Annotated in this window: 18 protein-coding genes, 1 tRNA gene and 1 pseudogene; 13 read left to right on the forward strand and 7 right to left on the reverse strand. The window is 64.7% G+C overall.

The window, feature by feature from the left end; all coding sequences use genetic code 11:
• Positions 1-2: 2 nt before the first annotated feature.
• Positions 3-76, reverse strand: a tRNA-Pro gene (locus H0O22_RS08635).
• An 83-nt stretch (positions 77-159) separates the two neighbouring features.
• Here H0O22_RS08635 and lipA point away from each other — a divergent pair.
• Positions 160-1,029 (forward strand): lipoyl synthase, encoded by an 870-nt coding sequence (gene lipA / locus H0O22_RS08640; protein ID WP_185186278.1) that lies wholly within the window; start codon positions 160-162, stop codon positions 1,027-1,029.
• Here the strand turns inward: lipA and H0O22_RS08645 are convergent.
• Both H0O22_RS08645 and gltB read right to left on the reverse strand, forming a co-directional pair.
• A complete protein-coding gene (locus tag H0O22_RS08645) occupies positions 1,026-1,211 on the reverse strand; it encodes a hypothetical protein (RefSeq protein WP_185186279.1) in 186 nt (61 codons plus the stop codon). The two genes, lipA and H0O22_RS08645, sit on opposite strands and share 4 nt — an antisense overlap.
• Positions 1,212-1,345: 134 nt before the next feature.
• A complete protein-coding gene (gene gltB, locus H0O22_RS08650; protein ID WP_185186280.1) occupies positions 1,346-5,929 on the reverse strand; it encodes a glutamate synthase large subunit in 4,584 nt (1,527 codons plus the stop codon).
• Positions 5,930-6,152: 223 nt separating this feature from the next.
• Between gltB and H0O22_RS08655 the strand changes: the two genes are divergently transcribed.
• From H0O22_RS08655 to H0O22_RS08695, 9 genes are all read left to right on the forward strand, one after another.
• Positions 6,153-7,907, forward strand: a complete 1,755-nt coding sequence (locus H0O22_RS08655; RefSeq protein WP_185186281.1) for a phosphodiester glycosidase family protein — start codon at positions 6,153-6,155, stop codon at positions 7,905-7,907.
• A gap of 31 nt (positions 7,908-7,938) precedes the next feature.
• A complete protein-coding gene (locus H0O22_RS08660) occupies positions 7,939-8,307 on the forward strand; it encodes an AIR synthase (protein WP_185186282.1) in 369 nt (122 codons plus the stop codon).
• A gap of 69 nt (positions 8,308-8,376) precedes the next feature.
• A complete protein-coding gene (gene rpsL / locus H0O22_RS08665) occupies positions 8,377-8,751 on the forward strand; it encodes a 30S ribosomal protein S12 (RefSeq protein WP_010314630.1) in 375 nt (124 codons plus the stop codon).
• A gap of 42 nt (positions 8,752-8,793) precedes the next feature.
• On the forward strand, positions 8,794-9,264 hold the full coding sequence (gene rpsG / locus H0O22_RS08670) for a 30S ribosomal protein S7 (protein ID WP_010314628.1): 471 nt from the start codon (positions 8,794-8,796) through the stop codon (positions 9,262-9,264).
• A gap of 110 nt (positions 9,265-9,374) precedes the next feature.
• Positions 9,375-11,450 carry an elongation factor G gene (fusA, locus tag H0O22_RS08675; protein ID WP_185186283.1) on the forward strand — a complete coding sequence of 692 codons (2,076 nt, stop codon included), beginning with the start codon at positions 9,375-9,377 and terminating at the stop codon, positions 11,448-11,450.
• 39 nt (positions 11,451-11,489) lie between these two features.
• Positions 11,490-12,689 carry an elongation factor Tu gene (gene tuf, locus H0O22_RS08680; protein ID WP_185186284.1) on the forward strand — a complete coding sequence of 400 codons (1,200 nt, stop codon included), beginning with the start codon at positions 11,490-11,492 and terminating at the stop codon, positions 12,687-12,689.
• A gap of 195 nt (positions 12,690-12,884) precedes the next feature.
• Entirely contained in the window at positions 12,885-13,205 is a 321-nt protein-coding gene (rpsJ, locus tag H0O22_RS08685) for a 30S ribosomal protein S10 (protein ID WP_006910513.1), read from the forward strand.
• Positions 13,206-13,330: 125 nt separating this feature from the next.
• Positions 13,331-14,002: an LON peptidase substrate-binding domain-containing protein gene (locus tag H0O22_RS08690; RefSeq protein WP_185186285.1), complete on the forward strand. Its 672-nt coding sequence runs from the start codon at positions 13,331-13,333 to the stop codon at positions 14,000-14,002.
• A gap of 52 nt (positions 14,003-14,054) precedes the next feature.
• On the forward strand, positions 14,055-14,990 hold the full coding sequence (locus H0O22_RS08695; protein ID WP_185188379.1) for a methyltransferase domain-containing protein: 936 nt from the start codon (positions 14,055-14,057) through the stop codon (positions 14,988-14,990).
• Here the strand turns inward: H0O22_RS08695 and pheA are convergent.
• Positions 14,987-15,811 carry a prephenate dehydratase gene (pheA, locus tag H0O22_RS08700; RefSeq protein ID WP_185186286.1) on the reverse strand — a complete coding sequence of 275 codons (825 nt, stop codon included), beginning with the start codon at positions 15,809-15,811 and terminating at the stop codon, positions 14,987-14,989. The two genes, H0O22_RS08695 and pheA, sit on opposite strands and share 4 nt — an antisense overlap.
• A gap of 52 nt (positions 15,812-15,863) precedes the next feature.
• Here pheA and H0O22_RS08705 point away from each other — a divergent pair, with 52 nt between their 5' ends.
• Positions 15,864-16,403 (forward strand): DUF1997 domain-containing protein, encoded by a 540-nt coding sequence (locus H0O22_RS08705; RefSeq protein ID WP_185186287.1) that lies wholly within the window; start codon positions 15,864-15,866, stop codon positions 16,401-16,403.
• On the opposite strand, the gene H0O22_RS08710 is transcribed toward H0O22_RS08705, so the two are convergent.
• Positions 16,400-16,975 carry a ribonuclease HII gene (locus tag H0O22_RS08710; RefSeq protein WP_185186288.1) on the reverse strand — a complete coding sequence of 192 codons (576 nt, stop codon included), beginning with the start codon at positions 16,973-16,975 and terminating at the stop codon, positions 16,400-16,402. The genes H0O22_RS08705 and H0O22_RS08710 overlap by 4 nt on opposite strands.
• Before the next feature lie 608 nt (positions 16,976-17,583).
• On the opposite strand from H0O22_RS08710, the gene H0O22_RS13445 reads away from it, so the two are divergent.
• Complete coding sequence (locus H0O22_RS13445; RefSeq protein WP_370521516.1) at positions 17,584-17,967, forward strand: hypothetical protein; 384 nt, start codon at positions 17,584-17,586, stop codon at positions 17,965-17,967.
• Here the strand turns inward: H0O22_RS13445 and H0O22_RS13450 are convergent.
• Positions 17,896-19,041, reverse strand: a pseudogene (locus H0O22_RS13450) (Rne/Rng family ribonuclease); the annotation flags it as partial. The gene H0O22_RS13445 and the pseudogene H0O22_RS13450 sit on opposite strands and share 72 nt — an antisense overlap.
• A 406-nt stretch (positions 19,042-19,447) precedes the next feature.
• Entirely contained in the window at positions 19,448-22,111 is a 2,664-nt protein-coding gene (locus H0O22_RS08720; protein ID WP_185186290.1) for a TIGR03960 family B12-binding radical SAM protein, read from the reverse strand.
• Between the two features lie 110 nt (positions 22,112-22,221).
• Here H0O22_RS08720 and H0O22_RS08725 point away from each other — a divergent pair, with 110 nt between their 5' ends.
• Positions 22,222-23,472, forward strand: a complete 1,251-nt coding sequence (locus tag H0O22_RS08725) for an LL-diaminopimelate aminotransferase (protein WP_185186291.1) — start codon at positions 22,222-22,224, stop codon at positions 23,470-23,472.
• Positions 23,473-23,482: the final 10 nt, after the last annotated feature.

Here is a 23,482-nt window from a genome sequence, read left to right on the forward strand (position 1 = left end):
AATCGGGATGACAGGATTCGAACCTGCGGCCCCTTCGTCCCGAACGAAGTGCGCTACCAAGCTGCGCTACATCCCGATGGCCGGAGTGTAGGAGATGGCCGCCCAGTCGCTACCTAGAGTCGACGGGCTCTCTGGTGCCTTCGGCGCGCTCACGATCCCTTGCTGAAACCCGACTGGCTGCGCGTTAAAGCTCCCCAGCGGGAACGCATCGGCGAAGTCGCCGATCTGCTGCTGGATCTCAAGCTCAACACCGTTTGCCAGGAAGCCAGCTGCCCCAACATCGGCGAGTGCTTCGCGGGCGGCACGGCGACCTTTTTGATCATGGGCCCCGGCTGCACCCGGGCCTGCCCCTACTGCGACATCGACTTCGACAAGAGCGTTCGCAGCCTCGATCCCACCGAACCGGACAGGCTGGGGGAGGCCACGGCGCGGCTGGGCCTCAAGCATGTCGTGATCACCTCGGTGAATCGCGATGACCTCAGCGATGGCGGGGCCAGCCAATTTGTGGCCTGCATCGAGGCGGTGCGTCAGCGCTCTCCTCAAACAACGATCGAGCTGCTCATCCCCGATTTCTGCGGGGACTGGAACGCCCTGGCCACGGTCATGGCCGCCGGCCCCGATGTGCTGAACCACAACATCGAGACCGTGCCGAGGCTCTACAAGAAAGCGCGGCCCCAGGGGATCTATGAGCGCTCCCTGGAACTGCTCTTGCAGGTGCGGGAGCGGTGGCCCAAGGCCTACAGCAAATCGGGCCTGATGGTCGGCCTGGGGGAAACCGACGAGGAGGTCATGGAGACCCTGATGGATCTGCGCGAGCACCGGGTCGACATCGTCACCATCGGCCAGTACCTCTCTCCAGGTCCAAAGCACCTGCCGGTGGATCGCTTTGTCACCCCCGAGCAGTTCGAGAGGTTCCGCACCCACGGCGAGCAGGAGTTGGGCTTCCTGCAGGTCGTCAGCACGCCCCTCACCCGCAGCAGCTATCACGCCGGTGAGGTGCAGCGCCTGATGCAGCTTCACCCGCGTTAGGGCTGGGGCTCGAGCAGAAATTCAGCTTCCATGGCTTGGGCTTCAGGGCCGTCGCCGAGGGCATCCAAGCGCTGATTAACCAGGCTCACCGGAGCATCCAAGCGAACGCAGTGTTCGAGCAATGCCAGGGTCATCTGGCGAGCGAAGAGCTGCTGGAAGGGTTGGGCGAACTCAGGAGGCATGGCTCCGTTGCGGGTGCCCGAACGCTATTGAGACTCTCCCGTTCGGGCGGTCGGGCGAGCCGAACCAGGGGGTGGGGTGAGCCGACCCCCTGGTGCAACAACCGAACGGAACGGGCGGTGAACCGGCAGCTGCCTTAGGCGGCCACCGCCTCCCGCTTAGCCAAGCCGACATTGGCCTTCTCGCTGGGGGGGACCAGCACCTTGAAGCGGGGCTTCCAGCTCGACCAATCCGCAAGGATCGCCGCGCCCTTGGTGCTGCCCGTGGCGGCGACATGAGCCTCCAGCAAGGGCTTGAGTAGGGCCTCCTGCTCGGGGGTGCTCAGGGCACAGATCTCGACGATCTCGGGATTGACCCGATCGCGCAGACCACCGGTCTCATCCAGAACGAAGGTGACCCCTCCGGTCATGCCGGCACCCACATTGCGGCCGGTGCTGCCCAGCACCACGACCACACCGCCCGTCATGTACTCGCAGCAGTGATCGCCGGCACCTTCCACGACGGTCTTGGCACCACTGTTGCGAACAGCGAAGCGTTCGCCGGCGCGGCCGAGGGCGAAGAGCTCGCCGCCGGTGGCGCCATAGAGGCACGTGTTCCCGAGGATCACCTGCGAACCGGGGTCATTGCCGCCCGCCGGGGGAACGACGGTGAGGCGACCACCGTTAATGCCCTTGCCGACGTAGTCGTTGGCTTCGCCCACCAGGCGCACATTCATGCCTTGAACGGTGAAGGCGCCGAAGCTTTGACCAGCGGCGCCCTCATAGGTGAGGTCGAGCTGGCCCTTGAAGCCGGTGTTGCCATGGCGGGCCGCAATCTCACCGCCGAGACGGGCGCAGACACTGCGATCGGTGTTGATGATCGGCAGGGTGCGGGCCAGCTGGCCGTGGTTCTCGATGGACGCCATCAGTTCGGCGTCCGCCAGCAGCTGGTCCTCCAGGATCACGCCGTTGCCGTGGGCGACCTCGGCGTGGCGCAACCAGGCGCGGTCAGCCGCCTGAGGGATGGGATCCAGCAGGCAAGAGAGGTCGAGGGCGTTCGTTTTGGCCAACTGCACAGCGCGGGGCTTGAGCAGATCCGTGCGGCCGATCAGGTCGTCCAGGCGAGCTACGCCGAGGACACTCATCAGCTGACGCACCTCCTCCGCGACGAACAGGAAGAAGTTGACCACCTGCTCCGGCAGACCGGTGAAGCGCTTGCGCAGGGCTTCTTTCTGGGTGGCCACCCCGACCGGGCAGTTATTGGTGTGGCAAACGCGGGCCATGATGCAGCCCTCGGCGATCATCGCGATCGAACCGAAGCCGTATTCCTCGGCACCCAGCAGAGCCGCAATCACGACGTCCCAACCGGTCTTGAGGCCGCCGTCGGCCCGCAGCAGGACGCGATCGCGAAGGCCGTTCTCGAGCAGGGCCCGGTGCACCTCGGTCAGGCCGAGTTCCCAGGGGCCGCCGGCGTGCTTGATCGAGCTCAGGGGCGAAGCGCCGGTGCCGCCGTCATGGCCAGAGATCTGGATGACGTCCGCGTTGGCCTTGGCCACACCAGCCGCGATCGTGCCGATGCCGATCTCGGCCACCAGCTTCACGCTCACCTTGGCGGCGGGGTGCACCTGGTGCAGGTCATGGATGAGCTGCGCGAGGTCCTCGATCGAATAGATGTCGTGGTGGGGCGGAGGTGAGATCAACGCCACCCCAGGCTTGCTGTTGCGCAACCAAGCGATGTAGGGGTCGACCTTTGGACCCGGGAGCTGGCCACCTTCACCGGGCTTGGCGCCCTGGGCGACCTTGATCTCGAGCTGCTTGCCACTGCGCAGGTATTCCGGGGTGACCCCGAAGCGACCCGAGGCGATCTGCTTAATCGCCGAGCAGGCCGTGTCGCCATTGCGGAGGCCCTTGATCGAGGGCAGGGTGGCCGAGAGGCCCTCCGCATTCACATCGCCCAGAACGTTGAAGCGGGCCGGATCCTCACCGCCCTCACCGCTGTTGCTCTTGCCGCCGATGCGGTTCATGGCCACCGCGAGCACCTCGTGGGCTTCGCGGGAGAGGGCACCCAGGCTCATGCCGCCGGTGCAGAAGCGCTCACAGATGCTCTCAATGCTCTCGACCTGGTCGAGGGGCAAGGGCGTCGCGGCAGGCTGCAGTTCGAGCAAGTCCCGCAGGGCCGTCACCGGACGGTTCTCCACCAGGGTCTTGTAGGTGGAGAAATGGTCGTAACCAGGGCCCTGCTTGATCGCGGCGTGGAGCGCCTTGGTCATCTCCGGGCTGTTGAGGTGGTACTCACCACCCGTGCGGTACTGCACGAAGCCCATGAACTCGAGCTTGGTGCGGTTCAGCTCTGGGAAAGCCTTGGCATGGAAGGTAAGAGTCTCACTCGCCAATTCCTCCAGGCTCAGGCCGGCCACCCGACTGGTGGTGCCCTTGAAGGCGCGCTCAATCAGATCCGCACCAACACCGATCGCCTCAAAGATTTGGGCGCCGTGATAGCTGGCGAGCAGGGAAATGCCTATCTTGGAGAGAATCTTGCGCAGACCGTCCTCCAGGGCCTTGCGCACATTGGCTTGGACCTGATCCGGAGTGAGGGCCGGCAACTTGCCGCGCTCGATCAGTTTCTGGGTCTTGGGATGGGCCAGCCAATGGCGGGTGGTCTCCCAGGTCAGCCAGGGGCAGACCGCGCTGGCGCCGTAGCCAATCAGACAGGCCAGATGGTGGGTGCTCCAGCACTGGGCGGTCTCGGCCACCAGGGAGGTCTGCAGCCGCAGCCCCTGCTTCAAGAGGTGGTGGTGAACCGCGCCAACCGCCAGCAACGGCGGGATGTAGGAGGTGGTGGCCGTGATGCCGCGGTCGGAGAGAACCAGGATCTCACTGCCGTTGCGCACGGCGGCTTCCGCGTCGCTGCAGAGCTGGGACAGGGCCGCCTCCAGACCCGCCGGTCCACCGCTGATCGGCATCAGGGTCGAGAGGGTGCGGCTGGCAATGCCCTGTTGGGTGGCAGCCGCCAGCTCGGCCTCATTGAGGATCGGGCTCTTGAGGTGCAGGACCGCTGCCGCTGAGGCATCCGGCTTGAGCGGAGAACCCCGCTTGCCCAGATGCATCTCCAGGCTCATCACCAACTTCTCCCTCAGGGGATCAATCGGCGGGTTCGTGACCTGGGCGAAGCGCTGCTTGAAGTAGTCGTAGAGCAGGTGGGGCTTATCGGAGAGCACCGCCAAGGGGATGTCATCACCCATGCAGTACGTGGGCTCCTTGGCTGCACCCGCCATGTCCTCGATCACCAGATCGAAGTCCTCGGCGGTGAAGCCGAAGGCGGTTTGCTGCTGCAGCAGCTCAAGATCCGCCAGCTGACGCTCCTGGGTCCAGGGCAAGTCGCCCAAGCTGCGGCGATGCTCCGCGAGCCACTGGCTGTAGGGGTGACGGGATGCCACCTCCTGCTTCACATCCCAGTTGTGGAGCAGACGGCCCTTCTCAAGGTCGACCGCCAACATCTGGCCAGGGCCGAGGCGCCCCTTCTCGATGATCCGGCTCTCCTCGAGCTCCACCACGCCGGTTTCGGAGCCCATCACCACGAAACCGTCGCTGGTGATGCAGTAGCGGGCAGGGCGCAGACCGTTGCGGTCCAGGGTGGCGCCAACGCTGCGGCCATCGGCAAAAACCAGCAGGGCTGGTCCATCCCAGGGTTCCTGGGTGCAGGCCGAATACTCGTAGAAGGCGGTGACCTCGGGCTTATCGGCCAGGGCCGGCTGATCGCGGAAGGCCTCCGGCACCAGGGTGAGCAGGCTCTCGGTGATCGGGCGGCCGCTGCGGACCAGCAACTCCAGGGTGGCGTCGAGGTTGGCGGAGTCGCTGAAGGCGGAATTCACCACCGGCTTGAGATCAGCGGCGTCATCGCCCCAGACCGCATCAAGATCCGCTTCGGCCGCACGGGCCCAGTTGAGGTTCCCGAGCAGGGTGTTGATCTCGCCGTTGTGGCCGAGCAGCCGCATCGGCTGGGCCAGCGGCCAGCGGGGCAGGGTGTTCGTGCTGAAGCGGCGGTGGTAGACCGCGAAGCTCACCGCGAAACGCTCATCGCGGAGGTCGCCATAGAAGGCGGAGAGGACCTCCGAGCGGACCATGCCCTTGTAGACAACGGTCCGCCCACTCAGGGAGGCGAAGTAGAGGTCGCTTGGGGCCTGGCCCCAGACACTGCGAGCACGGTCACCACAACGGCGGCGCAGACGGAACAGCAGCGCCTCGAGGGCATCGCCATCGCAGTCGGCGCTGAGCAACCACTGCTCAATCACCGGAGCGGTTCCGCGGGCCAGAGGGCCTAAAACGCTGGAATCGACGGGAACGGCGCGCCAACCCAGGCTGCGTAGCCCCAGGGCCTGGGCTTCCTCATCGCAAAAGGCTTTGGCCTGATCGCGCTTGCCGGCCTCGGCGGGCAAAAACACCATGCCCAAGCCACGGGTGGCCGTGGATGCAGCGGCGGCCTCTGGCCAGACCGCCTCGAGATACGACCAAGGGATGCCGCACAGCACGCCGGCACCATCGCCGGAGTCACCATCGCCGCCGCAGCCACCGCGGTGCTCCATGCAGTCCAGGCCGCGCAGGGCCTGCTTCAACACCCAATGGCTGGTTGCACCCTTGAGGTTCGCCAGAAAGCCGACGCCACAGGCGTCCTTCTCGCCAGCCACCTCGAGCGGAGCGGGGCTGTCGCAATGGGGCCAAACAGGACGAGAAGACAGCGGCATAGCCCAGCGACAACAGGTCTATCGGTAGTAACGAAGCAGCCGGGTCGACGGCCTGGTCTGAAGGCCTTCAGTCCCACCGAACCGAACGGAAGGCGACGAATCGCCCTAAACCTCGGTCCCGCTGCCAACTTCTTAATCTAAAAGCTGGACCACCTGCAACTCAAGGAAGTGCTGGCGGACGGGCGCAAGCTCGCTAGCGTTTCTGGACTCAGCGGGCTGCTTCATGGCTTTCGCGCCCGTTCTGGCAGCCCTCCATCCAGGGATCCCCCTGCTCCCGCCGCCGCCGCTTCCCGCCGAGGAACGGCCGATTCGCCAGGCGGAAGGATCCCTGATTCGATCCAACGGGCTGAGCCAACCGGCCCGTTGGCGCATCGAGCGGGGCGAGCTCTGGCTCACCCTCGAATTCCTCGAGCAGCAACTCGGGGTCCAGCGCTCCAGAGGCGAGAGAGGGGGCCTGCAGCTGGAGTGGTTTGGCAGCGAAATCAACCTGTCCTCGAGGCGGCAACAGTCCCTCGGGGATGAGGTCGCCGTTCCGGTCTCAGACCTGATGCGCCGGATTGGTGTCCGCTTCGCGCCCTTTGGGAAAAACGAACTGAGCCTGGAGCTACCCGCCGGACCGCTTCAGGCGGTCCGCGCCCGGGACAACGGCATCAGCGGCAAACGGGTGGTGCTGGACCTCGGCGCCCCAGCCCTGGTGCGCAGCGACGATGGCGAACTGGCCATCAGCACTGAGACCAGCCGTGAGCAGCGGCAGCAACTGTCGCGGCTGGGTCTGAATCCCCGCCAAGACCAGGGCTGGTTGCGACTGAAAGCAGAAGGGGAACGCCTCACCCTGGGACGCCCCTGGCGCCTGGTGCTCGATCTGCCCAGCGACACCGCCCTCAAAAGCCTCAATCGGCCGAGCAGCAACAGCCCAAACGCCGCGCTGGCGGCGCTGCAACGCCAGGGATTGGTGCTCAATCGCAGGGTGGGGCGCATCGGCAACCGCCAGGTCCTGATCAACAGCGTCCAACTCGATCCCCGCCGGGTCCCCGTCGATCTCCGCCCCCTGAACCGCGCCAGCGGGATGAAGGGCCTGAGCAGCCTCAGTCAGCTGGCCCGCAACAAATCCGCCCTGATCGCGATTAATGGAGGGTTCTTCAACCGCGTCAACCGGCTTCCCTTAGGGGCGCTCAAGGACAACGGACAGTGGCTCTCGGGGCCAATCCTCAACCGGGGGGCCGTGGGCTGGGGCGATGGCGAGCTACCGCAATTCGATCGCCTACGGCTTCAGGAAATCGTGGTCGATCAACGCCAACAACGCTGGGCGCTCTCGAGCCTCAACAGCGGCTATGTCCAGAAGGGCGTGGCGCGTTACACCGAAGCCTGGGGACCGCGCTACCAACCCTTGACCGGAAAAGAGCAGGGCTTCGTGGTCCGCGATGGCGTCGTCCAACAGCGCATCGAGGCCATTCCCCAGCCCGGTGTGCCGCTGCGCGCCGGGGACATGCTCCTGGTCACCCGGGGCGGCATCAAGGCCGACTGGCAGCCAGGGGAACGTCTGGTGATCAGCAGCCGCTCAACGTCCGTGGTCGGCGACAAGCCCTATGTGGTGGGCGGCGGGCCGCTGCTGCTGCGCTCGGGACTGGTGGCCCTCAATGGCCAGGCGGAAGGCTTCAGCCCGGGATTCATCCGCCAGGGGGCGCCGCGCACCGTGATCGCGAGCGATGGACGGCAGCTCTGGCTGATCACCCTGCAAGGGGTCAACAACGCCGGGCCGACCTTGATGGAGACCGCCTTATTGCTGAAGCAACAGGGTCTCAAGGAGGCCTTGAACCTCGACGGAGGCAGCTCAACGGGCCTGGTCCTTGCGGACGTGCAGACCGTGAAAGGTCGCGGGATTGCCGGATCAGTCCACAACGGCATTGGTCTGATTCCCCGCGTCCCGATGCCGATGCCGAACCGCCCACCCGCACGGCTGGCCTCAAGCCCGCCCTGACACACTGGACCGACCCAGCCATTCATTTGCCATGCCCAAGGGCCAAGGCATGCAACTCACCGCAGCGGCTGCCGCAGAGCTCGGCCGCCAAGCGGCCGTCGCCGGCACCCCGGGGATGATGCACCTTGACCTGGTGGATGGCACCTGCGAGCGCTGGGTGATTCGCATCCGTCCCGGCCGTCTGGCAGGCGTTCCCGTGGCCCGTGCCGACGGGATCACGCTGTTCGCCCCCGGCGACCAGGGGGAGCGACTCAACACCCTCGAGCTCGACTATCGCGGTGATCTCAGCGGGGGCGGATTCCTGATCCGCACCGGCCGTGACCACCGTGTCTGCGCTTGTGGTGCGGCCTTTGGCCCCGCTGACGAACCCTCTCCGGGTGGCAGCACCTCGACAAAGTAATGTGGCGGATTGTCGAAACGGTCGGCTCTCCGACCTCGCTTCCGGCCCCTCGAAAACTCCCGGCCCTCGATGCCCACGATTCAGCAGCTGATCCGCAGTGAGCGGACGCGCCTTACCCGCAAGACCAAGTCGCCCGCACTGCGCTCCTGCCCTGAGCGCCGTGGTGTCTGCACCCGCGTGTACACCTCAACCCCCAAGAAGCCGAACTCGGCTCTGCGGAAGGTGGCTCGTGTGCGCCTGACCTCCGGCTTCGAGGTGACCGCCTATATCCCCGGTATTGGCCACAACCTCCAGGAACACTCCGTGGTGATGATCCGCGGCGGTCGTGTGAAAGACCTGCCCGGTGTCCGCTACCACATCATTCGCGGCACCCTGGATACCGCTGGCGTGAAGGACCGTCGTCAGTCCCGCTCCAAGTACGGCGCCAAAACCCCCAAGGATTGATCTCCTTTCGTCGCTCGTTTCTGACTTCCTCCCCTTAGCTCTATGTCACGCCGCAACGCCGCTGAGAAGCGCCCGGTTCTCCCCGATCCTCAGTTCAACAGCCGCCTGGCAACCATGATGGTTGCTCGGCTGATGAAGCACGGCAAGAAGTCCACCGCCCAGCGGATTCTTTCCGACGCCTTCACGCTGATCAACGAGCGGACCGGCAGTGACGCCCTCGAGCTGTTCGAGACCGCAGTGAAGAACGCCACTCCCCTCGTGGAAGTGCGCGCTCGTCGCGTCGGTGGCGCCACCTACCAGGTGCCCATGGAAGTGCGTCAAGAGCGCGGCACCGCCATGGCCCTGCGCTGGCTGGTGAACTTCTCCCGCGCCCGCAACGGCCGCAGCATGGCTCAGAAGCTGGCCGGCGAACTGATGGATGCCGCCAACGAAGCTGGCAGCGCCGTCCGCAAGCGCGAAGAGACCCACAAGATGGCCGAAGCCAACAAGGCCTTCGCCCACTACCGCTACTAAGCCTCACTGGCAGGGCCGCGAGCGGTCCTGCTGCATCTCGGGTCGGGTGAGACCGACTTGTAGAGTGACGCCCGCTTTTTTGTCGATCCCACCCTCCGGAGACCTGCCCCGTGGCTCGCGCTATTCCCCTGGAACGCGTCAGGAATATTGGTATTGCGGCACACATTGATGCCGGTAAAACCACCACCACCGAACGAATCCTGTTCTATTCAGGTGTGGTGCACAAGATCGGTGAGGTGCACGATGGCGCCGCCGTGACCGACTGGATGGCCCAGGAGCGCGAGCGGGGCATCACCATCACCGCTGCTGCGATTTCCACCAGCTGGAAAGACCACCGGATCAACATCATTGATACCCCTGGTCACGTGGACTTCACCATCGAGGTGGAGCGTTCCATGCGGGTGCTGGACGGCGTAATCGCTGTGTTCTGCGCCGTGGGTGGTGTTCAGCCCCAGTCGGAAACCGTCTGGCGCCAAGCGGATCGCTACAGCGTTCCCCGCATGGTGTTCGTCAACAAGATGGACCGCACCGGCGCTGACTTCCTGAAGGTGCACGGTCAGATCAAGGACCGCCTGAAGGCCAACGCCGTTCCCATCCAGCTGCCCATCGGCGCTGAGGGTGAACTGAGCGGCATCATCGACCTCGTCAAGAACCGCGCGTTCATCTACAAAGACGACCTGGGTCAGGACATCGAAGAGACCGATGTGCCCGCCGACATGAAGGATCTCGTCGACGAGTGGCGCGCCACTCTGATGGAGACCATCGCTGAAACCGATGAAGCACTGATCGAGAAGTTCCTCGAAGAGGGTGAACTCTCTGAAGCTGAACTGGTCAAAGGCATCCGTGATGGCGTGCTGAAGCACGGCCTGGTGCCGGTTCTGTGCGGCTCGGCCTTCAAGAACAAGGGTGTGCAGCTGCTGCTCGACGCCGTCGTCGACTACCTGCCCGCTCCCGTGGACGTGCCCCCGATTCAGGGCGTCCTCCCCAACGGCGACGAAGCTGTTCGCCCCTCCGACGACAACGCTCCCTTCAGCGCCCTGGCGTTCAAGGTGATGGCCGATCCCTTCGGCAAGCTGACCTTCATCCGGATGTACTCCGGTGTGCTCCAGAAGGGCAGCTACATTCTGAACTCCACCAAGGACAAGAAGGAACGCATTTCCCGCCTGATCGTGCTCAAGGCCGACGACCGCGAGGAAGTCGACGAGCTGCGCGCGGGTGACCTCGGTGCTGTTCTGGGCCTCAAGAACACCACCACCGGCGACACCCTCTGCGTCGATTCCGATCCGATCATTCTGGAATCGCTCTACATCCCCGAGCCTGTGATCTCGGTGGCCGTGGAACCCAAGACCAAGGGCGACATGGAGAAACTCTCCAAGGCCCTGCAGTCCCTGTCGGAGGAAGACCCCACCTTCCGGGTCTCCACCGATCCGGAGACCAGCCAGACCGTGATCGCCGGCATGGGCGAACTCCACCTGGAAATCCTGGTGGACCGCATGCTGCGCGAATTCAAGGTCGAAGCCAACATCGGTGCGCCTCAGGTGTCCTACCGCGAAACCATTCGCGCAAGTGCCAAGGGCGAGGGCAAATTTGCCCGTCAAACCGGTGGAAAGGGCCAGTACGGCCACGTGGTGATCGAAATGGAGCCCGGCGAGCCGGGCACCGGATTCGAGTTCGTCAACAAGATTGTTGGCGGTGTCGTTCCCAAGGAGTACATCGGTCCGGCCGAGGCCGGCATGAAGGAAACCTGCCAGTCCGGCGTGATTGCCGGTTTCCCCCTGATCGATGTCAAGGTCACCATGGTCGACGGGTCGTACCATGACGTCGACTCGTCGGAGATGGCGTTCAAAATCGCCGGCTCCATGGCCTTCAAAGACGGCGTCAAGAAGTGCAATCCTGTACTTCTTGAGCCCATGATGAAGGTCGAAGTTGAGGTTCCCGACGACTTCCTCGGAAGCGTCATCGGTGACCTCTCATCGCGCCGCGGTCAGGTTGAAGGACAGTCCATCGATGATGGTCAGTCCAAGGTCCAGTCCAAGGTGCCCCTGGCCGAGATGTTCGGCTACGCCACCCAGCTCCGATCCATGACCCAGGGTCGGGGTATCTTCTCGATGGAATTCAGCCATTACGAGGAAGTTCCTCGCAATGTGGCAGAAGCCATCATCTCCAAGAATCAGGGCAATTCCTGATCTTTTTCCTACCCATTCACCCCCCGATTCTTTTTAATCATGGCTCGCGAGAAGTTCGAAAGGAATAAGCCCCACGTCAACATCGGCACCATCGGCCACGTTGACCACGGCAAGACCACCCTCACCGCCGCCATCACCAACGTGCTGGCCAAGAAGGGTCAGGCGGAAGTGCAGAACTACGCCGACATCGACGGTGCTCCCGAAGAGCGTGAGCGCGGTATCACCATCAACACCGCTCACGTTGAGTACGAGACCGCCGGTCGTCACTACGCCCACGTGGACTGCCCCGGCCACGCGGACTACGTTAAGAATATGATCACCGGTGCCGCCCAGATGGACGGCGCCATCCTGGTCTGCGCCGCCACCGACGGCCCCATGGCCCAAACCAAGGAGCACATCCTCCTGGCCAAGCAGGTGGGCGTTCCCGCTCTGGTGGTTGCACTGAACAAGTGCGACATGGTCGACGACGAGGAAATCCTCGAGCTCGTCGAAATGGAAATCCGTGAGCTCCTGAGCAGCTACGACTTCCCCGGCGACGACATCCCCGTCATCAAAGTCTCCGGCCTGAAGGCCATCGAAGGCGACGCTGAGTGGGAAGCCAAGATCGACGAGCTGATGGATGCGGTTGACTCCGCCATCCCCGAGCCCGAGCGTGAAGTCGACAAGCCCTTCCTGATGGCTGTCGAAGACGTCTTCTCCATCACCGGTCGCGGCACCGTCGCCACCGGCCGCATCGAGCGCGGTGTGGTCAAGGTCGGCGAAGAAATCGAGATTGTGGGTATCAAGGACACCCGCAAGACCACCGTCACCGGTGTGGAGATGTTCCGCAAGCTGCTCGACGAGGGCATGGCCGGCGACAACGTGGGTCTGCTGCTCCGCGGCATCCAGAAGGAAGACATCGAGCGCGGCATGGTGCTCGTGAAGCCCGGCTCCATCACCCCTCACACCAAGTTCGAGGGTGAGGTCTACGTGCTGAAGAAGGAAGAAGGCGGCCGCCACACCCCCTTCTTTGCTGGCTACCGCCCGCAGTTCTACATCCGTACGACCGACGTGACCGGTCAAATCACCGCTTTCACCTCCGACGACGGCTCCAACGTGGAAATGGTGATGCCCGGTGACCGCATCAAGATGACCGGCGAGCTGATCTGCCCCGTCGCCATCGAGCAAGGCATGCGCTTCGCTATCCGCGAAGGCGGCCGCACCATCGGTGCTGGCGTGGTCTCCAAGATCATCGCCTGATCCTGCTGATCCGGCCTCGGCCGTGATCTAGGGTTGAGGGGTGGAGCGCGTCTCCACCCCTCTCTCATGCACCTCGACAATCCAGCTGCTTTGGGTTTGTTCCGGTTCCCCGGCACCCAGCGCTTCCCTTCCTGCGCCTTCATCCATCAAGGATCAAGCCAGAACCGTTGAACGCTTAACGACGTCAGACACTCCATGTCCACCGCTATTGCCCAGCAGAAGATCCGCATCCGCCTGAAGGCGTTTGATCGCCGCATGCTGGATCTGTCCTGCGAAAAAATCATCGAAACGGCTGATCACACCGCTGCAACTGCGATCGGTCCAATTCCCCTGCCCACCAAGCGCAAGATCTACTGCGTGCTGCGCTCGCCCCACGTGGACAAGGACTCCCGTGAGCACTTCGAGACCCGCACCCACCGCCGGATCATCGATATCTACAGCCCCTCAGCCAAGACCATCGACGCGCTGATGAAGCTGGACCTGCCCAGCGGCGTTGACATCGAAGTCAAGCTCTGATTCCTAGCCACCGCAGCTGGATCTCCAAAACCCGCCCCAGGGCGGGTTTTTTTGTGTGTTCGAACCACACGAAGCCGAAACACCGCTGCCTAGGATTCGCCCTCGCAAGGCACAGGTGCAACAACGTGACGCAACTGGCCGTGAGAGAACTGCCGCTGTTCCCGCTGCCGGATGTGGTGCTCTTCCCCCAGGAAGTGCTGCCGTTGCACATCTTTGAGCCGAGGTACCGGATGATGCTGCGCACGGTCCTCGAAAGCGACCGGCGCTTTGGTGTGGTCCGCTGGGACCCCCAAGAAGGAACGATGGCCAGCGTGGGCTGTTGTGCGGAAATCCTTCAGTGCCAGACCCAAGACGACGACCGCAGCTACATCGTCACCATGGGCCAGCAGCGCTTCAGGCTGCTGGAAGTGGTACGCGAAGCCCCCTTCAAAGTCGGTCTAGTCAGTTGGATTGAAGACGAGCAACCCGAAGACCACAACCAACTGCAGGAGCTCTCAGGCGAAGTCAGTGGTGCTCTTAAAGACGTGGTGGAGCTCACCGGAAAGCTGATGGGCAAGCCCACGAGCCTCCCCAGCGACCTGCCCGATCTCCCGCGGGAACTCTCCTATTGGATTGGTTCACATCTGGGGGGCCCCGTTGCCGATCAGCAGCAGGCCCTGCTGGAGATTACGAACACCGAAGAACGGCTGCGACAAGAGTTCGAGCTGCTGGATGAGACCCGCCGCCAGCTGGCCGCCCGCACCGTCCTGGAGTCGACCCTGCGGGACCTGAAGACCGGCGAGAGCGAGGACGACTGAGATGACCACCACCGCCGTTTTGGCGCTGCTCTCCCCTTGGGCGAGCGGCCTGATGCTGACCGTCGCGATTGCGGCTGTCCTGCTCTTGATTGGCCTCGCGATTTGGTCCTCCCGAGACCGCGCCTTCGAGAGCACCGACAGCGTGGCGGAGGCCTACGACCGCTGGACCGATGACCAGCTGCTGGAGCGGCTTTGGGGCGATCACGTGCACCTCGGCCACTACGGCTCCCCACCGCAATCCCGGGATTTCCGAGCCGCCAAGGCGGACTTCGTCCATGAGCTAGTGCGCTGGAGTGGACTGGATCAACTTCCCCCGGGCAGCACCGTTCTGGATGTGGGCTGCGGCATCGGTGGCAGTGCCCGGATCCTGGCCCGCGACTACGGCCTGAATGTGCTCGGCATCAGCATCAGTCCAGGACAAATCCAGCGAGCCCAGCAGCTCACACCCGAGGGCCTGAGTTGCCGCTTCGCCGTGATGAATGCCCTGGATCTGCAACTGGAGGACGCCAGTTTTGACGCGGTCTGGAGCGTGGAAGCAGGCCCCCACATGCCCGACAAGCAGCGCTACGCAGATGAATTGCTGCGGGTGCTCAAACCCGGTGGCCTCCTGGCCGTAGCCGACTGGAACCGCCGCGATCCCGAGGTCAAACCCCTGAACCGCAAGGAGCGCTGGGTGATGCACCAGCTGCTCGTGCAGTGGGCCCACCCGGAATTCGCCAGCATCCCGGGGTTTCGCCGCAACCTCGAGCAGAGCCGCTGGAGCCATGGCGCCCTGGTGGAGACCGCGGATTGGAGCCGCGAGACGCTGCCCTCCTGGATCGAATCGATCCTTGAAGGCGTCCGCCGACCCGGTGCGGTGCTGGGCCTCGGTCCCAAAGCGGTCTTGATGGGCCTGCGGGAGTCGCCGACCCTGCTGCTGATGCACTGGGGCTTCGCTACTGGAATGATGCAGTTCGGCGTCTTCCGAACCCGCAAACCGGCGGCCTAGAGCAGGGTCATCGGGTAGGCGCCAAAGACCGCCAGGTGCTCGCAGAGGGGCTTGAGTTCCTCCATGGCCTGGTGCAGGGGCTCCGCTCCTTCGGGAAGCTCCAGGTCCACAAAAAAGATGTATTCGCCCATTTCCCGCTTGGAGGGGCGGGACTCGATCCGGCTCATGTTCAAGCCGCGGTGGGCAAAACAAGCCAGGGCCTTAAGCAGGGCACCGGGCTGGTTGGCCTGAAGCGAGAAGGCCAAGCTGGCCAGCTCCCCTTGCCAATTGCGCTCCCCTTGGCGGAGCAGCAAAAAGCGGGTGCAGTTGCCCGGCACATCATTGATCGGATAGGCCAGGTCCTCGAGCCCGTGCTCCTTCGCAGCCTGCTGGGAGGCGATGGCGGCGCGGAAATGACTCCCGGCCACCATCCGGGCCGCCTCGGCGGTGGAGCTGGTGGGCAGCTGCAGGGCATTGGGCAGGTTGTTGCTCAGCCAGAGGCTGCACTGCGCCAGAGCTTGGGGGTGGGAGAGCACTTCACTGACCCCCCCGACACTGCCGCTCCCCACTAGGGCATGGCGAATCGGCAGGACCACCGCCCGGGCAATCTCCAGCTCCGGGTGCTCCCAGAGAGCATCCAGGCAAGCGGTGACCCCGCCTTCCACGGAGTTCTCGACGGGGACGACAGCCGCTTCCACCCGGCCGGCCGCCAGGGCCTGGATCACCGCGCGGATGCCCGTCTGGGGCAGCAATTCAGGCGCCTCCCACTGCTCGAGCTTCGCGAAGGCCTGGGCCGCCTGCTCCCCATAGGTGCCCACCGGGCCAAGAAAAGCAATGCGCATTGGGCTGATCGGGCCGTGCTCGATAGGATCATGGCGCCCCGGCCGCCCTTTGATGCCCCTGGCCTTCAGTGCCAGTCAAGCGTTGCAGTTGCCGGTGCAGCAAAACGCCGACCGTCTGGGTGCCTACCTGGACGACGAAGAGCAGGTCATTGAGGCCCTGCTCGAAGCCCAGCAGCTCAGCAAGATCGCGCCTGGGCGCTACCGTTACACGGTGACCAAACTGCAGGTCTTTCAGCTGCAGATCCAACCCGTGGTGGACCTCGTCGCCCGCCGCAGCCCCAACCGCATCGAACTCGAAGCCATCGACTGCCAGCTCGAGGGCCTTGGGGTCGTCGATGATTTCCAGCTCAGCCTGGGCTCCTGGCTGGAGGCCCGAGACGGTGCCTTGGTGGGTGAGGCCAGCCTGGCGGTGAGCGTCAGTCAACCCAGCCTGCTGAAACTGATTCCGGCCAAGGTGCTCGAGGCCACCGGCCGCTCCCTACTCGCCGGCATCCTGTTAGGCATCAAGACCCGGGTCGGTCAGCAATTGATCAGCGATTTCCAGCGCTGGTGTGCCCAGCACGCGATCAACCCGGCCGGCGCCAAGACCTAGGCCGCCAGGACCTTCCGCAGAAAACTGCGGCGATGCAAGACGGTCGGCCCCAGCTCGAGCACAGCCGCCCGGTGCTGGGCGGTCCCATAGCCCGCGTGACGCTCAAAGCCATAGCCGGGGAAGCGCTGGGCTAGACGCACCAAGAGGGCATCGCGGGCATACTTGGCCAACACACTGGCCGCCGCAATCTCCAGGTGCTCGCTGTCGCCGCGCACCACCGTCTCCTGCGAGCCCGCCCAAAGACGCAGGGGCAGGTTCCCGTCCACCAGGACATGGTCTGGGGCCGGGGAACCCAGGCGCTGCAACGCCCGCAGCATCGCCCGTTCGGTGGCGCTGCGAATGCCAAAGCGGTCGATCTCGAGGGCTGAAGCCTGCCCAAGGGCCCAGGCCTCCGCCTGCTTAAGGATCAAGGGCACCAGCTGGGCCCGGCGCTTGGCCGAGAGGGCCTTGCTGTCGGTCAAGCCAGCCGCGGCCAGGGACTCGCGGGCGGAGTCGCTCAAGATCACGGCCCCAGCAAAGACAGGGCCAAACCAGCAGCCCCGTCCGACTTCATCGACGCCAGCGATCCGCATCGCCGCCGCGGGCCTCAGTCGCTGGCCGACGAACGGCGGCGGCGGCGGCGGGGCTCACCGTTGTCCTCAGCCTCCTCTGCAGGCGGCGCCGAGACCACGGCGACCGTCGCCGCGGGCGCTTCGGTTACGGCCACGCTGGCTGCGGCTGCACTGCTGCGGCTCCGGGTGCGGGTGCGGCCCGTGCGGGCAGGCGCAGCTTCGTCCTGGGACGCCGTCGTGGCCGTTGAATCGGGGATCGACACCGTGGTCACTGAAGAATCCGTGAGCGCCACTTCCGTGATCGAGACGGTGGGCAGGGGGGTGATCGCCACGCCCATGGGCTCGGTCTGCGCGACGGCGACCGGGGCCGGAGCAGCGCTGTGTCCATTGCCGATGTTGCCACCGCGACCACGGCGGCGACGGCGGGGACCGGCGGCCGCCAGCTGCTGGCGGGCCTCATCGAGGACCGCTTCAGCGTCTTGCCCCGGACGCACGACCCGCACCATGAGGTTGTCGGGATTTGGAGCCGGATCAAGCAGCAGCGCTGGGTTCAGGCCCAGCCAGCCATAGACCAATTCCTGGTCAGGCTCCATCGGAACAGCCATCAGTTCCGGCTCAGGCCGGCGGTTGTGGCCCTCCGAGCCGCTGCTGGCCTGAGGCGCAGCATCGACTTGGGCCGACACCACCACAGCGCCGTCGTCATAGGCGGTGGTGCTGTCGCCATCGGAACTGCGTCCACCGCGACCGCGGCCGCGGCGACGGCCACCACTGCCGCCCTCCAGAGCTGCAGGGGTCGAGGCTTCAGCGCGGGCCGAGGCGGCGGAGCGCACCAAACCCGAGACGCTCGCCAGGGGCTGAAGCGTGTCTTGACCAGGCAGAACCACCACGTGACCCAGGCCACCGCAACTGGGGCAGGCCCGGCCGAAGAGCTCATAAATGTTCTGGCCCTGGCGCTTGCGGGTGAGCTCCACCAAGCCCAGTTCGCTGATCTGAGCAATCTGTGGGCGGGCTGAATCGGAGCGCACTTCAGAGGTGAAGTGCTCGAGCAGTTGCAGCTGATCGCGGCGGGACTCCATGTCGATGAAGTCGATGATCACCACGCCACCGATGTTGCGCAGTTTCAGCTGACGGGCGATCTCGGTGGCTGCCTCGTAGTTGGTCCACAGCACCGTCTCGCGGGCATTGGCCGAGCGGGTGAAAGAGCCCGAGTTGACGTCAATCACCGTCAGGGCCTCGGTGGGCTCGATGATCACGTAACCGCCCGAAGGCAGATCCACCCGAGGCTTGAGGGCATCGCGAATGGCCGCGTTGACCTTGTAGTGCTCCAGGATCTCGGTGGGCTCACTGTGGTGCTCCACCAGCACGGGGTGGGGATCGTTGCCCAGGAACGTGTTGACCCGGGAGACCGCATCCGGAGCGTCCACCACAATCCGCGCCACCTCAGGGGTGTAGTGGTCGCGCAGGATCCGGTGGATGAAATCGTCGTCGCGGTTCAGCAGAACCGGCGGGTTCGCGGATTCAGCGGCCGTCTGGATGGCTTCCCACTGGCGCAGGAGCGCCTCGAGGTCGTCGATCAGCAGCTCTTCGCTGATCCCTTCGGCCTCGGTGCGGATCAGCAAGCCTGCACCGGGGGGCTTGATCAAGACACCGAGGGCACGCAGGCGGTTGCGCTCGCTCTCAGCAGTGATCCGGCGCGAGATATTCACCCCCTGACCATGGGGTTGAAGCACCAGGAACCGGCCAGGCAGAGTGAGATTTCCCGTCAGCCGAGGCCCCTTCGTTCCGGTGGGCTCCTTCATCACCTGAACGAGCACCTTCTGCCGGGGCTCCAGCAGCTCGGTGATGCCGACGGTGCCTTTCTTCAGGCGAAGTGGACCGAGGTCCGTGACATGAATAAAGCCGTTCTTCTCACCCTCACCGATGTTGACGAAGGCGGCATCAATGCCAGGGAGGACGTTCTCGATCGTCCCGAGATACACGTCACCGATTTGATAGCGACCCTGTGCGACGACGAGTTCGTCGACACGCTCATCGGTGAGAACAGCGGCAATCCGCAGTTGCTCGGCGATGACGATCTGCTGGGGCATGGAAGGTCAGGAAATGACCTGCACGGGGCAGGAAGGGATAAGAAATGACGCGCCGAACGCAGTGCGTTGGCCTGAGACAGAGATCTGATCGCGGCATCGCCGATGCCGGGTGACTCCTGCCAGTGGGATGTGAGAAAAGCTCAGAACACGACGCCGAGGCTGAAGCTGCGGCGAAAGAGGGGGGCGTTGAACCAGCGAGGTTGAACGCGAAAGAGTTGCGGGTGCCAATTGGTGCCCGTCTGAACAGCGCCGCCTTAAGCGACTTTCAGGAAGGGAAACTCGTGAAAGCTGCTGAGGAAGTTCCACTCGCTCGCCATCAACATCGGTTGACGGGGCGAAGGAGAGATCAACGAACCGACTTCGGTCAAGGATCTGCTGTCCTGATCGCAAGCTAGCACGGTTGATTTCAAGAGTCAGAAGGGCTTTGGAGCAGTAACGATTGGCGCCGCAGGCCCACCAGCGCCAAGGGCCGAGCCAAGCGTCCCGCGAACCATTGCTGCAGCTGTTCCGGCTTCAAACTGCGGCCGGCAGGATCCACCACTGCGCTGTAGCGAAGCCCCTGAAGATCGGGATCGTCGGCCGAACGGGGAAGCAGCTCCAGCGCGCTCAGGTAAGGCCTGAGGTCCCGTTGCCGAGGCCGCCCCTTCTTATCGGTGTCCTCCCAAATCCAGCTCTCCTGGGCCAACAGACCCGCCGCCGCCGCCGCCCATTCCTCGGACGTCGCCTTGGCCTGGCCGTGCTCCACCCGCCACTGGGCGACCCAGATCGCACCAGAGAGCTCCTGCGAGAGGCTGGAACCAAAGACCTCCACGGGCTGGACCTCGAGCAGCGCGAAGCCGGGGGGCAGTTGGCGCTGGAGCTGCTGGCGAGCCGGCTCCGGATCCAACGGAGCCGTGAACTCGACATCCATCCATTCCCCATCCGCTTCGGCGCCCAGGGGCAAAGCCAAAGCGAACTGCACCCGCGGCAAGGGGTGGAAGCCTCCGGTAAAGCTCACGGGCAGCCCCGAGCGGCGCAGGGCGCGCTCCATCAGGCGCACCAGATCCAGGTGGCTGAGCAAAGCCAAGGACCCCGTCTTGGCAAAGCGGAAGCGGAGGCGTTGGATCCGCTCGCTGGCGGGAGGACGCTGGGGAAGGGGCTCCGGAATCGCAGGCGGGGCGACCACCACGTTGTGGCCCAACTCGGGGCCGCAAACCCCGCAGCTGCTGCAGCCCTCAAAGGAGCAGTCCGGCACCACGGCCGCCGCCAGGGCGTTGCGCAGGTCCTCAGCCAGCCAGCGTTTCTCCACCCCTGAATCGATGTGATCCCAGGGCAGGGGCTGGGCGCAGAAGGCCGCTAGGTCGCTTGGGTCCATGCCCTCGGCGGAACTCCACTCCCCCATCTCGTGCTCGCGGTAACGCCCGCCCAACTCCGCCGCCTCGATGGCATCGGTCCAGGCCTGATAGGTGCGGTGGGCGGCTTCGAACCAGGCATCCAGCCCCGCACCAGCCCGCCAAGCCGCCTCGATCACAGGCGCGAGACGGCGATCTCCCCGCCCAACAAAGTCCTCCATCGCCGAAAGGCGCACATCGGTGAAATTCGTCTTCAGGCCACGCAACTGGCGCAGAGCGTCGCGCAGCAGCTGCTGACGGCGCACGAATTCAGCCGTGCTGACGCTGTGCCACTGGAACGGGGTGTGAGGCTTGGGCGTGAAGTTGCTGATGGTCAGGTTGAGCTCCAACCGTCCCAGGTCCCGGCACTGCTGCTGCAACGACCGGCAGGTCTCGGCGATGCCCAGAACGTCGGCATCCGTTTCACCGGGCAGGCCGATCATGAAATAGAGCTTGATCTTGCGGTAGCCGCTCTCCATGGCGGTGCGAATGCCCCGCAGCAGCTCAGCATCCGTGAGCCCCTTATTGACGATGTCCCGCAAACGCTGGGTGCCGGCCTCGGGCGCGAAGGTCAGACCAGCCCGTCGGGTGCCGCCCAGGATGTGGGCAATATTGCTGTCGAAGCGATCAACCCGCTGACTCGGCAGGGTCAAGGTGACGTTCTTGTCCGCCAGGCGGTTGCGCAACTCCACCCCCACCGCGGGCAGCGCCAAATAGTCCGAGCAGCTCAGCGAGAGCAGGGAGAAGTCGGAATACCCCGTACGCTCCATGCCTGTCTCAATGGCCTCCACCACGGCCTGCGGTTCCGCGTCCCGGGCCGGACGGGTGAGCATCCCCGGCTGGCAGAAGCGACAACCGCGGGTGCAGCCGCGGCGGATTTCGACGGTGAGACGGTCGTGCACCGTCTCGATGTGGGGGACCAGACCCATCGCGTAGTGGGGCATGGGCGTCGCGGTGCGGCGCATGACCCGCTTGGGCACCCCCGGATGCAGCGGCTGCTGGCTCACCCCATCGGGACCCGGCCCGTAGAGGGATGGGACATAGACCCCCGGCACCTGGACCAGGTCCCGCAACAAGGCACTGCGGCTCAGCCCCGCAGCCTTGGCCTCGGCCACCACCAGACCCAGCTCTGGCAACACCTCTTCGCCATCGCCCAGCACGATGAAATCGAAGAACGCCGCGAAGGGCTCCGGGTTGCTGGTGGCGGTGGGACCGCCGGCAAAGATCAGGGGAGGGGCGGCTGGATCCGCAAGGGGCAGATCGCCGCGATCGGCGGCCCGAATCGGCACATGGGCCAACTCCAACATCGCCAGGATGTTGGTGGCTCCCAACTCGTAACTGAGGGAGAAGCCGAGGATGTCGAAGGCAGGCAGCGGCCGGCGACTTTCCACGGCAAAGAGGGGCGCTCCCCGCTCGCGCAAGCGGTCCGCGAGATCCGGACCGGGCAGATAACTGCGGTCACAGATCTGCCCAGGGACGCTGTTGAGAATGGAATAGAGAATGATGTGGCCGGTGTTGCTGGAGCCGACCTCGTAGATCTCGGGGTAGGTGAGGGCCCAGCGCACGGCAGCGGCGGGCCAGACCTGATCCCAGTCCCGCTCCTCCACCCCCAGTTCATTGCCGAGATAGCGGCCCGGCTTGGCAATGCTGCGATCCACCAGGGCGTCGAAATCCACCGGTGCATCGAAAACGGTGGTCACAGCAGCAGGCCTGGCACTGTCTTGATCGTATGCAGAGGCACCCCCAGGGGGCCCCCTCCGCATAGGACAATCCGGCCAGTACAACCGGGCCCGCGCGGCCCCTCGGTGAGATGGCCCAGGTCAACGGCAACTACCTCAAGCTCAAAGCGGGCTACCTCTTCCCGGAGATCGCTCGTCGCGTCAAGGCCTTCAGCGAAGCCAATCCCACCGCTCCGATCATTCGCCTGGGCATTGGCGATGTCACCGAGCCGCTACCGGAGGCCTGCCGCAACGCCATGAAGTCGGCCATCGACGAGATGGGGACCCGTGAAGGCTTCCACGGGTACGGCCCCGAGCAGGGCTACGCCTGGCTACGCGAGAAGATCGCCAGCCACGATTTCCAAGCCCGCGGCTGCACCATCAGCGCCGAGGAGATCTTCGTCTCCGACGGCTCCAAGTGCGATAGCTCGAACATCCTCGACATCCTTGGCACCGGCAACCGCATCGCCGTCACGGATCCCGTCTACCCGGTGTACGTCGACAGCAACGTCATGGCAGGCCGCACGGGTGATGCCGATGACGCCGGCCAGTACGGCGGTCTGACCTACCTACCCATCAGCGCCGACAACGGCTTCACGGCCCAGATCCCCAGCGAGAAGGTGGATCTGATCTACCTGTGCTTCCCCAACAACCCCACCGGTGCGGTGGCCTCCAAGGAGCAGCTCAAGGCCTGGGTTGACTACGCCCGAGCCAACGACGCCTTGATCCTGTTTGACGCGGCCTATGAGGCCTTCATTCAGGACCCCTCGCTGCCCCACTCCATCTATGAGATCGAGGGCGCCCGCGAATGCGCCATTGAGTTCCGCTCCTTCTCCAAGAACGCCGGCTTCACCGGCACCCGCTGCGCCCTGACCGTGGTGCCCCGCGGCCTGATGGGCACGGCGGCCAACGGCGAAAAGGTGGAACTCTGGGGCCTCTGGAACCGCCGCCAGTGCACCAAGTTCAACGGTGTCAGCTACATCGTTCAGCGGGGCGCCGAAGCGGTCTACTCCGCTGAAGGTCAGGCCCAGGTGAAGGGGCTGATCAGCTTCTACATGGAGAACGCCGCCATCATTCGCCGCGAACTCAGCGCTGCAGGCCTGACGGTCTACGGCGGCGAGCAGGCCCCCTACGTCTGGATCAAAACCCCCGCAGGCGTTGATTCCTGGGGCTTCTTCGATCTGCTCCTCAACAAGGCCAACGTGGTCGGCACCCCCGGCAGTGGTTTTGGTGCCGCCGGCGAGGGCTACTTCCGTCTTTCGGCCTTCAACAGCCGCGAGAACGTCAATGAAGCCATGCGCCGGATCAAGGAAGCCCTGACCCCCACCGCAGCTGCGGCCTAAGGAGCTGCCT

The organism is Synechococcus sp. LTW-R (assembly GCF_014217875.1).
Classification (GTDB): Bacteria; Cyanobacteriota; Cyanobacteriia; order PCC-6307; family Cyanobiaceae; genus Vulcanococcus.